Annotated in this window: 11 protein-coding genes; 2 read left to right on the top strand and 9 right to left on the bottom strand. The window is 44.3% G+C overall.

Annotated features, from left to right (window positions below):
• The 5 genes from fliS to LU351_RS20815 form a co-directional block, all read right to left on the bottom strand.
• Entirely contained in the window at window positions 1-402 is a 402-nt protein-coding gene (gene fliS, locus LU351_RS17830) for a flagellar export chaperone FliS (protein WP_232595451.1), read from the bottom strand.
• A 245-nt stretch (window positions 403-647) separates the two neighbouring features.
• Entirely contained in the window at window positions 648-2,093 is a 1,446-nt protein-coding gene (fliD, locus tag LU351_RS17825) for a flagellar filament capping protein FliD (protein WP_232595450.1), read from the bottom strand.
• Between the two features lie 314 nt (window positions 2,094-2,407).
• A complete protein-coding gene (locus tag LU351_RS17820; protein WP_232595449.1) occupies window positions 2,408-2,824 on the bottom strand; it encodes a flagellar protein FlaG in 417 nt (138 codons plus the stop codon).
• A 106-nt stretch (window positions 2,825-2,930) separates the two neighbouring features.
• The gene (locus LU351_RS20820; RefSeq protein WP_269783523.1) at window positions 2,931-4,460 is read right to left on the bottom strand and encodes a flagellin N-terminal helical domain-containing protein; all 1,530 of its coding nucleotides are present in this window, start codon (window positions 4,458-4,460) and stop codon (window positions 2,931-2,933) included.
• A gap of 914 nt (window positions 4,461-5,374) precedes the next feature.
• Window positions 5,375-6,925 (bottom strand): flagellin, encoded by a 1,551-nt coding sequence (locus LU351_RS20815; RefSeq protein WP_269783522.1) that lies wholly within the window; start codon window positions 6,923-6,925, stop codon window positions 5,375-5,377.
• Window positions 6,926-7,283: 358 nt separating this feature from the next.
• On the opposite strand from LU351_RS20815, the gene LU351_RS17795 reads away from it, so the two are divergent.
• A complete protein-coding gene (locus LU351_RS17795) occupies window positions 7,284-8,885 on the top strand; it encodes a tetratricopeptide repeat protein (protein ID WP_232595448.1) in 1,602 nt (533 codons plus the stop codon).
• Between the two features lie 46 nt (window positions 8,886-8,931).
• Here the strand turns inward: LU351_RS17795 and LU351_RS17790 are convergent, their stop codons facing one another.
• Window positions 8,932-9,672: a ThuA domain-containing protein gene (locus LU351_RS17790; protein ID WP_232595447.1), complete on the bottom strand. Its 741-nt coding sequence runs from the start codon at window positions 9,670-9,672 to the stop codon at window positions 8,932-8,934.
• A 352-nt stretch (window positions 9,673-10,024) separates the two neighbouring features.
• Here LU351_RS17790 and LU351_RS17785 point away from each other — a divergent pair, with 352 nt between their 5' ends.
• Window positions 10,025-10,963, top strand: a complete 939-nt coding sequence (locus LU351_RS17785) for a helix-turn-helix domain-containing protein (RefSeq protein WP_232595446.1) — start codon at window positions 10,025-10,027, stop codon at window positions 10,961-10,963.
• Window positions 10,964-11,138: 175 nt separating this feature from the next.
• Here LU351_RS17785 and gdhA read toward each other — a convergent pair whose 3' ends face one another.
• The 3 genes from gdhA to LU351_RS17770 all read right to left on the bottom strand — a co-directional run bounded on the left by gdhA (window position 11,139) and on the right by LU351_RS17770 (window position 13,909).
• Window positions 11,139-12,482: an NADP-specific glutamate dehydrogenase gene (gene gdhA / locus LU351_RS17780; RefSeq protein ID WP_232595445.1), complete on the bottom strand. Its 1,344-nt coding sequence runs from the start codon at window positions 12,480-12,482 to the stop codon at window positions 11,139-11,141.
• Window positions 12,483-12,597: 115 nt separating this feature from the next.
• Entirely contained in the window at window positions 12,598-13,428 is an 831-nt protein-coding gene (locus tag LU351_RS17775; protein WP_232595444.1) for an oxidoreductase, read from the bottom strand.
• 262 nt (window positions 13,429-13,690) lie between these two features.
• Window positions 13,691-13,909: a hypothetical protein gene (locus LU351_RS17770; RefSeq protein WP_232595443.1), complete on the bottom strand. Its 219-nt coding sequence runs from the start codon at window positions 13,907-13,909 to the stop codon at window positions 13,691-13,693.
• Between the last annotated feature and the right edge of the window lie 265 nt (window positions 13,910-14,174).

The following is a 14,174-nucleotide window of genomic DNA, read 5'->3' as shown; positions in this document are numbered from 1 at the left end:
TTACGCTCCTTGGCCTGCTGATTGTTCTTTAATACCGTCCCATCCTTCTTTAACGGTTCTCATCAAGCCAATCACTTCATCCAACATATCCAAGTCATTATTGGCATTGGCAGTAAAAAGGCGTCGCGCCATATAATCGTAAAGGCCATCTAAATTGGACGCCAATTCTCCCCCTTTTTCAAAATCCAGTGCGCCACGCAAACCCGATAAAATTTGGATTGCTTTAGAAATTCGCTCACCTTTCGCTTCAATTTTTTGAGCATTTAACGCTGCTTTTGCTTGGGTTACACGCTCAATAAAGCCGTCAATCAATAACGTTATCAATTTATGAGGCGAGGCATCCATAACCGAAGTTTGAACATTAACTTGCTTATACTGCGCTAAAGCATGGGAAGTATTCATAACCATATCCACATCATTGTATTTCTACGACGGTATTTCTTCGGCGCGTCGCCGTTGCCGTACGCGCTCTCTTTTACTGTATCGACAAGGCTCAACAAACCTTTAATTAAGTTCAAAAAAACCGTATCTATCCCCGTTAATGTGACTTTTTAAAAAGCACAAAAGAACTGTTTTTCAGGGTTCCTTACCCGGTTAAATTCGGGTTTCAATTGATAATACTGTGCTTAATCCTTCATACATTTTTATTAATCTCGTTCTGGTGGATTTAATGCCCCTAAAACAAAATCCAACGTTGAATTTAATTGTGATACCAACTGATCCATTGCCTGATATTGAGAATACAAACGCGCTTCAACTTGGACCATACGCCGATCTAACGCTTCTCGGTCTTCCACAACGTCGTTGAGGGTATTTTGTAAACTGTCCATACGTTGCGACAACACCCCACTAGGGCCGGTATAACCCGTTAATGCGGACGATAAACGCTCACTTAACCCTTCTGCACCCGTAAACAACCCACCAATATCATCAAAATTATTACTTAGAGCATCATCTAACGCGGTATTATCAATCTCCAACAAGCCTTCATCGTTTGTTGAAATACCTAAGTTCACCAAAAACTGTAGGCCATCAGGATTACCACTCACAGGAGTAGAAAATTCATCTCGAATATTAGAAACCAAATTACGAACCGTAGAGTCTCCAGTCAACGCACCGGTCAAATTACCCGTTGTGCCATCATTCACCACTACCACGGTTAGCTGATCCACTAATGACATAAAGCTGTTGTACACATCGGTAAAATTTTGAATGGAATCCCTTACACTCGACTCGTCATTGCTCACGGTTAGATTAATGGTATTGCCGTTAGTAATATCGGTCGCATCCTGTGCAGAACGCACATTTAACGTCACCCCATCAATCGCACTGGTAATGGTGTTACTTTCGCTGGTGGTACGAAGGCCATCCACATAGATAATGGCATCACTGCCGGCAGATAATTCCTGCCCACCTTGGGTCACCCCTCCATCACCCGCTCCCGCCAAATCGGTGGGGTCATAGACCAATTGGCTCAAACCTGATGCCGCATCACGGTTAGTGCCATCATCGTCTTCTACGGTTAGTGCGACTGAATTACTAGAGCCGGTGTCATCACTGGTTAACACCAATCGTGAGCCTGTGTCGTCCGTCACAATAGAGGCCGTAACACCGAGGTTATTTTCCGATGTATTAATGGCATCTCGAATGCCTTGAAGCGTGTTATTGCTGGAGTCTATGGTAACGCCAAAAGAGGTCGTGCCAGAAAAAACATTAATCGTACCTGTACCCACAGCACTGTCTGCACTACTCACCCCTTGGGTAGCGATACGAGCTGATTCGGCCACCGACTCCACCTGAATTTGATAACTTCCCAACTGCGCCCCTTCCTCAGCAGACGCAGTGAAGTTCTCTGAGCTACCCACGCTGGTAGAGCGCCCACTGTACAATGAGGCATCGTTTAAATCAGACAATGCGTCCAGAAATTGATCCAAGCCTTGGCTAAGCTGACCAATGGCCGAAAACTCTTCTGTGGAGTTTTCTTCAATACGGGTTAACCGACTGGCAGTGGGCGCACGCTCTGCCTCTACAATGGCCCCAACAATGGAGTCAATGTCCAATCCAGAACCGATGCCGTTAAATGTAATACTCATTGCCTTTCCTCTTGGGCCTTTCTCTGTGCAATGGTTGATGATACAGACAGACCATAGATATCTATCTTGTAGTATCGGCCGTCAGAAATAAAACTTAAACTTACTCGCCGCCAAGCCATCCATTATTCGTTATCAATTTATGCGCAACCTGCATCATACCGTTCTCGAATAATGTCGAGACGCTTTGACGTCTTATTGTCATCTAAAGGATAAGCAAAGATTAACCCAAACGTATCGGGAGAAAGAGAGAAAATGAGAAAGGAAAGGTAAGAAAGCTCGATAACCTAAAAACAAAAAGCCCGATGGATAGGCCATCAGGCTTCAACTGAGGTCATAAGGCTGCGCATTTCATCCATACGACGAGATAATTCCAACGCCTCTTCCGACGGTATCCTTCGAATCAGCTCACCGGTTTCGGAGTCCGTCACATCAACCACCACATTACCCGTTTCATCTTGCAGACTAAAACTTAAATCGCGGCGAATAGATTGAACAAATTGATTTAAATCCGCCACAGCGGCCTCTATTTGTTCGCGGCTTTGCTCCGCTACCTCTTCGGCTTCCTCAGCTGGATTCAAGGCAGAGGTATTTTCGTTTTCTGTTACCGAAACTGCTTGTTCAGCGGATGAGTTTATCGAATCGGCAACGGGCCGCGCCTGGGAGCCGGAACCCCCAGGTGCATTTGCCGGCGAAGACGCCGGGCGAACATTCACCACATTTTGAATATCCATCGTTCACCCTCCAGATACTGCAGTGGCGCTACACTTTCGCTCCATTCATAACCACTTTACCCATTGAATACTGTTAGTGTACACCACTTGCACTATCTATTCGCGTTTACCCGAGCAAGCTCAATACCGCCTGCGGTAACTGGTTGGCCTGTGCCAATACCGAAGTACCTGCCTGCTGCAAAATCTGTTGACGCGTTAGCTCTGCAGTTTCAGAGGCGTAATCCGTATCACGAATTCGGCTTCGAGCAGCAGAAACGTTTTCCTGAATATTTTGCAAGTTGGCAATGGTATTTTGGAAGCGGTTTTGCACCGCACCCAACTGGGCTCGCTGGGAGTCAATATTCGCAATAGCACCATCAATAATGGCAATGGCATCCTGAGCACCAGTAGCGGTGGTGACATCAACATCCTCAACGGTTTGCTCTAATGCAATATTCGTAGCAGTCAACTCGGCAATATTCGTCCCAACCAGCCTGAAAGACTCACTGGAATCAAACGTGAGCGTACCCAACGCCTCAAATTCCGTTCCACCACCACTACCCACTATCGTATCTGCCACGCCGGTGGCTGCACCCACAGGGGTATTAAAAGTAATAGCAGAACTTGCTGCACCCGTCCCATCCACTTCTTGGAAGTTAGAAAGCTGTATATTATCACCATCAGATGCACTGATCAGTAAAGTGCCGCTCTCGTCAATGGATGCCGTCAGACCATTATTACCAGAGTCACGGTTGATCGCATCACGAAGGTTTTGCAAATCTTCGGCCGCATCCCCGCTGGCCGTCAGCGTAATATTCGTTAGGTTTGCGTTGTTATTACCGTCATTAGTACCAATATCGAAGTTGACAGAGTCATTGGTCGCGGCACTGGTAAATGTTAGAGCTAAATCACCAGCACCGATTTGGATCACATTAGTTGCGTCTGCCGTCACACCGGTCGTATCACTTAAGGCATTAATCGAATCCGCAATTTCGCCTGCTGTGTTTGTGGCTAAGACATTAAAAGATCCTGTATCGAATGGCCCCAAAATACCGATAGAGCCTGCCGTAAATTGTGTAGCCCCTGGAGCTCCAGCATTAATTGAGCCCGCCCCATTTGCTGCTCCAATATCCTGAATGCGGTAGTTACCCAAGTTATCAGAAGAGGCATTGGTTAAAGAGACTTCAATCGTCTGGTTTGCCTGTGAACCCACTTGGAAAGCACTGGTACCAAAAGTACCGTCTAAAATATTACGTCCACCAAAAGTGGTGGTGTCTGCAATTCGGGTTAGCTCACCCTGAAGCTGGTTCACTTCTTCTTGCAACGCTTGACGTTCCGCCGCCGAGTTCGAACCGTTAGCGGACTGCAAGGCCAAATCCCGCATACGCTGCAAGATATCGGTAGATTGTTGTAGCGCACCTTCTGCAACCTGGGCGAGAGAAATACCGTCATTGGCATTTCGTGCTGCTACATCCAAACCATTCACCTGAGAAGTTAAACGGTTTGAGATTTGCAGGCCCGCCGCATCATCGCGTGCACTGTTAATTCGGAAACCCGTGGACAGCCGCTGCAGCGAGACATTGAGCTGGTCGCTTGAGTTATTAAGGTTACGTTGCGTGTTAATGGAGGCAACATTGGTATTGACCGTTAGTGGCATGGTTAACTCCTACGCCCTCTCTGGGCTCATGCATTGACTGAGTTATAAATCGCTTCACTAAGGGTATCGGCCATATTGCCGCTTTCTTTAAAAAAACTGCAAATTTTTGCCGCCTTCTTCGAAACTCTATTTTTTCTTTTATTTTCAATAGGTTACAGCCTTTCAAAATGAACCTCCCTACCCGCTAACACAAAAATATCATCCACCTCCACCAAAAACGGCAAACAATTGCCAACACACACCAAATGCCAATGGCGCATAAATCATTATTCTTAATCAATCGCTTATTCCCAACTTGTGTTCACACCGACCCAGACCCGCCTTACGAATACCATTATTCCTCCCCTACATATGAGGCGGGCTTGAGAACAATGAAAAAGACAACGGAGAACCAGGCTGATTGAAATGAAAAACGCTAGAGTGAGAGGGAACACATAAAAGAAACCGACAGAGGAAAACAATCTCTGTAGGGGACGATAATAAATAGAAGCAGACTGGAATAAGTAGAAGCAAGCTGGAATAAATAGAAGCTGGCTGGAAATTAAGAGATGGGGAATAGACAGAAATTAGACTTCAGAGAACCGTTGGCCACACCAACAAAAGAAAAACGGCAAGAGAATCTTGCCGTAGCTAGGATAAGAATACTACCGAAATAGGCCTAATGGCTTTTATTATAAGGAAACGAACCCGAAACTCTTCTAGAGGCGCTTTTGTATAAAATCCACCGATTCACATAAACGCAACTCTGAAGCGATACCCGCTGTTGATCGGCAACAGATACCCATTAATCCACCTAAAAAGCATGGATGAGCCGCCTCGGGATCTGAACGACTCGCGTGAATGCATACCATCACTTCTTATATGACTACATTATATGACTACACGTAATCCACTCAAAAAATGGGTAAAACCGATTAACCACCCAGCAAACCCAAGACAGCCTGCGGCAACTGATTCGCCTGAGCCAAGATCGTGGTGCCGGCTTGCTGAAGAATCTGATTCCTCGTCAATTCTGCCGTCTCCGCCGCAAAATCCGTGTCCTTAATTCGGCTTCTTGCTGCCGAGACATTTTCAATGATGCTCTGCAGGTTTGCGATCGTATTCTGGAATCGATTCTGAACCGCACCCAACTGTGCGCGCTGAGAGTCGATGTTCGCTATCGCCCCATCAATCACCGCAATGGCATCTTGTGCCCCAGCCACATTCGTGACATCAATATCGTCGATCGACTGTAATACACCGATCGATTGAGCAGAAATTTCATCAAGACCCGTCGCAGTACTTGAAAGAGAAAACGGCGCGGAAGAATCAAACGTTAATGTGCCTATGGCTTCCAAACTGGTATTCGGTCCACCATTCACCAATTGCACCGTTGGGGTCGCATCGTTGGTATTCACCGCCGTGAACGTAATGGTTGAGTCGTTGGCGGTAGTGTTGCCATCCACCTCAACGTAATTGGTCACCTGGATGTTATCACCATCTTTTGCGGTAATATCCAAGTTACCATTTTCATCTATTATCGCCGAGAGGCCATTGCCACCAGAGTCCGCATTAATAGCATCGCGCAAATTCTGCAAATCCTGGGCTGCATCCCCTGTTGCTGTAAGCACGATATCTGTGGTGCTTTGGTCTATTCCGTTGCCTCGATTCGTACCGATGGTCAAACTCACCGAATCCGCTGTAGGCCCAGACCCTTGCAACGCCAAATCCCCTGCGGCTACTCGAATCACATTGGTTGCCGTCGCCGTCACACCGGTGGTGCCGGTAAGAGAATTGATACTGTCTGCAACATCGCCGGCGGAATCTGTATCCGCCAGTGTAAACTGACCAACCCCAAACGGGCCTGTCACAGTCACATCGGCCCCATCGGTAAAGGTCGTGGTACCTAACGCGCCCTCCGTAATCGTACCTGCGATACCACCGGCAGCCGCACCCGCTTCCCGAATTCGATAATTGCCTAATCGTTCCGAAGAAGCATTGGTCAACGTCACTTCAATTGTTTGGTTAGCTTCCGAGCCCACCTGAAAAGAACTGGTTCCAAAAGTACCATCCAGAATTTTTCGACCACCAAATGTCGTGGTATCCGCAATTCTGGTAAGCTCTTCTTTCAACTGATTCACTTCTTCCTGCAATGCCTGACGCTCTGTTGCCGAATTAGAGCCGTTGGCAGACTGCAACGCCAAGTCTCGAATTCGCTGCAAAATATCTGTCGATTGTTGCAGTGCTCCTTCGGCCACCTGTGCGAGTGAGATACCATCACTGGCATTACGCGCGGCAACCGTCAAACCGTTAACCTGAGAAGTTAATCGGTTTGAAATTTGTAACCCTGCAGCATCATCCTTCGCACTATTAATACGAAAACCGGTAGACAATCGCTGTAAAGAGACATCCAACCGTTCGGATGAGTTATTTAAATTACGTTGCGTATTTAACGACGCAACATTGGTATTAACAGTTAAGGCCATGGTTGTACTCCTAGCTCCCGAAATCGGGTAAAAGCAGATCAAGATGTTTCACAACCCTGCTTTCGACCTCAAAAAAACTTCCTTTAGAAAGGGTTGATCACAAATAGTGCGCCACCCTCAGACGACCGCCCAAAACAATTCCTTAATAATAAAAATTTATTTACTCACCTATTTCCCATAAATTTTTAAATGCAATTTGGTTATTTCTTGCCGCCCGAAGGCGGCAAATAATTTCCGCCTTTCAGTCACCGGCAATTCTCTTCACACCTGAAAATAGGGTTACAAACGCCCATTGCTTGAATGATCTCTCCATGCTTCAATTTACAAAGAGCACAATACGATTAACTTGGAACTGCGCATGGTTAATAAAGAAAAAGTAAACACAGTGGATATCAATACCCTTCAATCGGTGCTTAAAAATGGAAAAACCCGAAAAGCCCGACAAACGATAAAGAAAATATTGAAAAAGCCATTAGATGAGAACACAGCCGCATCGCTCACTAGGCTATGTATAGAAAATGCTTTAGGTGAAGAAACCATCCTGGCATTCTCACAAATCTTAAAACTGAACCCTACCTACGCTCAAGAAGTCATCGCAATACAGCAAACGCCCCCCTTTAATACTGATCCACAACTCGCGCTTCAACTCATGCGCGTCGCAATAGAAGCGCAACCGAATAATGTTTCTGTGCAACTCAAATTAGTGGATGTACTACTTTTAAATGGGATATTGGATGAATCAGAACAACGCCTACTGCCTTTGGTCAACACCCAACATGCGGTAGAAGCATTAGCTCGACTCTCCGAAACCTACTACCGAGCCAATCGCTTACACGAAGCCTTAGCCGCCTCTCAACTCTCTACAGAGCTCGAACCCAATAATGACGCTCTGTATAAAAATTTAGGCATCACTCAAGTGGCACTCGGCCGATTTACCGATGCAGCCAAAAGTCATCATAAAGCGATCTCGCTCAACCCAGATAATTACTACAGCCACATTAATTTGTCACAACTCGCTTTAATGATTGGTGAATTCAAACTAGGGTGGGCGGAAAATGAATGGCGTTTTAAGGATAAAACCATCACCCAGCTTAATTTTCCCTGTCCTCTCTGGCGGGGTGAACCCTTAAACGGTAAATCAATTATTCTTTGGGGGGATCAAGGACTGGGCGATCACATCATGTACAGTCGTTTGATCAGCAACGTTTTAGAGCAAGGCGCTTCAATCACACTGCTGATTGACCATCGACTAACCCCACTCTATCAACGCAGCTTTAAATCCGTTAATGTCGTCGCACTCTCCCAAACTAATGTAGCATTGATCAGCTCACAAACTCATGACTTTCATCTGTCCTTGGGCTCATTACCCCAATACTTCATTCATTCTTTTGAGGATATTCAGCCCTGTAAACCATTCCTTCTATGCCATGAAACCCAATTTGAAAAATTTAAAAACGGGCTACCTAAAAAAGCAGCGTCCATTACTCATATTGGTTTTTCCTGGCGAGGGGGCAGCTTTGGAACCCGTAAACAATCCAGAACCATTCCACTGGCAATGTGGGAAGCCTTATTTAATCGAGAAGATTTGCAATTCTATAATTTGCAATACGACAGCAGCCCAGAAGAAAAAGCCATATTGGACAGCAAAGGGGTCATTACGCCCAGTTTCGATGTCCGTAATGATATTGAAGCCCTTTCTGCGTTTATGTGCGCCATAGACTGCCTACTCTCTGCGGATAACTCGACGGTACACTTATCCGGCGCCTTAGGCGTAAACACCTTCGTTTTACTGCCTGCCTCAGCAGAGTGGCGATGGTTTACCGACCCTGATCAATCACTGTGGTACGAAAGCGTATCATTAATTCGCCAACCTCCCGACAGCAATTGGGAACAACCTATGCGTACGGCAGAAAAAAAGATCGAGGCGTTAATCAATTCAGCAAACGAGCCCACACCATGAAATATGGCGCCAATAACCCCCTTTCACTTAGAGAGCCGTACACCTCTTATTCACTCCCCCGATGCAACCACAATACGGCTTTTCGAATTTGCTCAATAAAGGCACTATCACGAAATGTATCACCACGGTGCCCCTGGTTCGTATAATAGACGCGCCCCTCTTTCACTCGATTAGTGAAAATAACAGGGTGATCTGAATCAGCCGGTTGCACACTGGTGGGGTAACTGGTTCGATCAAGGCGGGCAATCACTTCTACATTGGGTGCTTGGCGTAAATCCACATCCCAAAAATACCACTCATCGAAAAAGCGCCACCGTTCAGACGGCTGCCCCACATGGGATAAAAACCCATACTTCCCTTCTTCGATGATTAAATCTGCCACTTGCTCTCCGTCTGGATGACCGATAAAACGCGCGCCCGCTAATACCGTATCGTGATACCAGGCCCACTTGGATTCTGTGTCCACCGCCGAATGAATACCCAAAAAACCACCACCATTTTCTAACCAAGACCGAAACTGACTGCGCTGCTGGGGCGTAAAAATGTCACCCAAGGTGTTATTAAACACAACTACATCGTACTGATCCAAATTACCATTAAAATGATCGGCGTTTTCTGAAAAGGTCATTGTCCAATGATTTTCACTGCCCAACGATTGCAACATACGATTGCCATCAGCGATAGACTCATGGCGAAAGCCTTGGGTTTTACTGAACACCAAAATATGGAGGTCTGTATTACTCTTCTCACTATTCTTTTCACTACTCTTCTCATTACTACTTAGCATACTTGTCTCACAGGCCAGTAAAAAACAACAATAGAATACGACAACGGAAAGGACGGTTATTTTTTCTACAAATGCACATAGAACCCTATAGAACATCAAGAAGCGATAACGCTGGGAATAAAATAAGAAGTCAAGCACTGCACAATTCATAATTACCACTCATAATTATCTCTTATTGGTACTACTCATTAGTACTACTCATTAGTACTGCTCATTAGCACTACCAATACTTTTCGTCTATTTCACCAATGTGATAAAGTGAAAAACACCCAGAAGCGCTACTGTATTCCGGCATGCATAGGAGTGGCTTGATGATTTCTGACATACTTACCCACCAAAGAAGAGCGTGGCGATGAAAGAGAGAATTGAGAAGAAGATAATGGCTTCTATCCAATTAATAGAGCGCCATTTGTCCGACCCTATTTCACTGGAAGACATTGCCGATGAGGCGCACATAGGCGTCCGTCAATTTCATCGAATCTTTAAAGAAGCCACCGGAGAAACACCGGCCAACTATTTACGAATACGACGCTTAACCGAAGCTTCACGAGAACTGTCACTCAACAAGCACTCGATATTAGACATTGCTTTAAAATATGAATTTCAATCTCCAGAAGTGTTTTCCCGAGCCTTTGCCCGCACTTTTTGGAATACACCGAATACATTTAAGCTTATTGGTAGTGCCTACCATGCCAGCCAACGTATGGCGTTTGAAGGTGAACAATTTGAAATCATCAAAAACAACAACGGTGTTACACCTGAAATAACAACACTACCTAATAGGCACTTTGTAGGAATACGACAAACACAACCTTATTACGGACTTAGAGTGGCAGACAATATACAGGAAACAGAGACGCTCTCTGCACAACTTATGAAAGCCACACAAGAATTACCCGAAATCGTTAATGGAAGAGAATGGAATATTGCTTTCAGAAGACATTCTCTTTTATCTCATCACGAAATAGAAAATTTGTTCGCTGTTGAAGTAAAAAAACGCCCTACCAAATTATCAGAAGAATTAGAATACTACTTCATGACTGAGCAATCTTACGCCATGTTTAGGCATACTGGACAAGACACCCGTGTAGAACTCACCGTTTCCATGGCATTTCAATGGTTAACAAACAGTCCTTTTTACTTAGGTGATGGGCCATCATTATTTTGCTTAGATGACGAACAACGCTTCAGTGGTAAACTCTACATTCCTATTTCACAATCTTTTCAGACCGATCTCAGTTGGTGGAAGGGGTACTCAGCTCAATACTTAAAAAGGCTATCAGGTATCTAAATGTGCCCTTATATAAGAGCATTTATTCTCCTCTGCCTTTTTCACCCCTTCCATTCAAATAAGAGTCGTATCGATTCGGGGGCCTAAAAATGTCGATACAGACTGAAGCAAAGTCAGGCAATGCAGCCACCTGAAATCACTGCACAATTTCTTGCGACGGTGCCTTCATTGCACACTACATAACTCCATATTTAATCATGGTATCAGCAACGCGCACAAAGCCAGCGATATTTGCACCTTTCACATAATCAATATCACCATTACTTTCTCCATACTCCCGGCATTTTTCATGAATCGACAACATAATTCTCTCCAACTCTTGATTAATTCTGTTCTTTTCCCAAGACATGTGCAAAGCATTTTGGCTTTGTTCAATTCCACTGACTGAAACACCGCCTGCATTCGACGCTTTACCAGGAGCAAAAATAATACCTTGTTTTTTGAAAAACTCGATTGCTTCATTACTGCACGGCATATTAGCACCTTCACAGACAACCTTTACCCCGTTAGAAGCCAATGTTTTCGCTGCCTCTAAATCAATTTCATTTTGTGTAGCACAAGGAAAAGCAGCATCACAGGGCACTGACCAAGGCTTGGCCCCCTCTATGTATTCCGCTTTATCATACTTACAGCAATACTCACGTATTCTTTTACGATCCACCTCTTTCAGTTGCTTAATATACTCAAGCTTCTCCTGATTAATTCCCTCTTTATCATAAATAAAGCCTGATGAGTCTGACATGGTAACCACTTTGGCCCCTTTCACGAGGAGTTGCTCCGCCGCATAAATCGCAACATTACCAGAGCCCGAAACAACGCAAATTTTACCTTCGAGTGATTCATCCATAACATTTAGCATATTGTGACAAAAATACACACAACCATAGCCCGTAGCTTCTTTCCTTAACAGGCTACCACCAAATTCAAGCCCTTTACCGGTAAGAGTACCCGTCCATTTATTCGCAAGTTTTTTATAGGCTCCAAACAATAGATCAATCTCTCTAGAACCTACGCCAATGTCACCAGCGGGAATATCCACATCTTCCCCAATGTGTCGATGCAGCTCAAGCATAAAGTAATAGCAAAACGCCATGATTTCATCGTCACTTTTACCTCTTGGGTTGAAGTTAGAACCTCCTTTTGCCCCTCCCATGGGTAATCCAGTTAAACTGTTTTTAAAAATTTGCTCAAAACCAAGAAACTTCAACACACTTTGATTCACCGTAGGGTGAAATCTCAATCCACCCTTATACGGTCCAATAGCATTGCTAAATTGCACCCGCCAACCACGGTTTGTTTGAATGACTTTATTATCATCACGCCAAGTCACCCTAAAGGAAATGATTCGGTCAGGTTCCGTCAAACGTTCTAAAATACTCACATCCTGGTATTTAGAATGCGCATTGATAAAAGGAATAACTGACGCCGAAAATTCAGAAACCGCCTGATAAAATTCAGGCTCATATGGATTTTTTTGCTTTATCTCTTGAACAAAGCGATCTAATTGATAATATCCCACATCACCCTCTCTTAGCTTATCCGATTACTTTACAGCACTTATTGAAATTTAAATCGACATCCGCTTTGCTTTTAAAGCATAAAAACCATCACTACCGCATCAAGCTTTATCCGAATTATTTATTTTTTAATCTATTGACTGTACTGAGTATAACCTTGTCAAATGCACGATCACTTAACCACTTGCGTAAAAATAATAATTGAGAAGCAAATCTACCCGCATGGTAGCGCGTCTTAGGTTTTGTTGCCTTGATCGCTTTTAAGATAACATCACTGATTACCGCTGGCGGAGACGCATCACCTTTGTTGTAAGAGCTTTCCATTGCCTTAACAACCCCTTTTGCCAAATCGGCATAAGGGCCATTACCCGAACGAGTGAGCAATGGCTTATTCATTACTTCACCAAATTCTGTCTTAATTAATCCTGGCTCAATGATGGTTACATCGATACCAAATGGTTGAACTTCCAAACGCAGACAATCAGACCACCCTTCAATTGCATGCTTCGTTGCATGGTACCATGCTCCCAGCAATGAATATATTTTACCGCCAACTGAAGACATATTGATAATATGCCCCTTATTTTGTTTACGCATTACAGGCAGCACCGCCTTGGTTACTTCGGCAACACCAAACAAATTCACTTCAAACTGGCGCTTATAATCTTCTTCAGAAGTCTCTTCTACTGATCCATATACCGCATAGCCAGCATTATTGATGAGAACATCAATCCTTCCTTGCTCTAAAACAATCTGATCAACCACTCGTTGAATATTCTCGACATCTGTCACATCCAGTTTTAACGCATATCCACCCACGTCGACCAACGGCTTCATTTCCTCAATACGTCTCGCTGCGCCATAAACGGTATAGCCTGCATTAATCAAATCCAATGCCGCTTTTTTTCCAATACCAGATGAAGCACCGGTAATCAGTATAACTTTCACTTTTTATCCCTCCTCAAATGGGCTGCCTCACTTAACCAATAAAAATTTATTCGTTCACTACTCTAAGTTGATTATTATCAATTAGTAAAAAACTCATTATGACAAACAATATCGCACATGCACTTTCAGGCTTTGATTAGGATTAAATGATTTTCAATTGATTTTATTATTGCAGGAATGGAATATAAAGTGACACCATATGATTAGCGCTTCTTGAGTTATGGCGATGTCACAATTGAGATTTGAAAGTCCTTGTTCTAGATTATTGCTCACCGTGATACTGCCAACACCCTACCGTGGCGCGAGTGATTTGCTGACGATCACGCTCGTAGTAACTGCCCTCAACACTCCAACTCGAACTGCCTTCGTCGGTGTTGGTTTCGGTGTTATCGCCCATACCAAAACCCACACTCAGGTAAGAGCTGGTTTCTTCATCGCGGCCTTGAAAGTCGGTGGAACCCTCGGTTTCCCCGTAACCCACGTTTCCCCGTAACCCACACTGGAATTGACACTGGCACCCGGCCCCCACGGCAAATTATTATGGGTATCCCTATAAATTCCTTCCCTATAAACTCCTTAAATTCTTTTCCCATCAAATAGAGTCTGTTCATGTAGCATGACTTAAGGGAACCTCTATAAATTCGTTTTTTTAGCGCGATAATTTTCTAATTTTTTCTACCGGAACATTTACCGAAAATAATTATCATTACGCATTTATTTACAAAAATATTGGATAAAAATTCGTT

Source organism: Marinibactrum halimedae (assembly GCF_021234875.1).
Classification (GTDB): Bacteria; Pseudomonadota; Gammaproteobacteria; order Pseudomonadales; family Cellvibrionaceae; genus Marinibactrum; species Marinibactrum halimedae.
The sequence above is the reverse complement of the archived record's forward strand: the minus strand, read 5'-3'. Positions and strand labels throughout refer to the sequence as shown.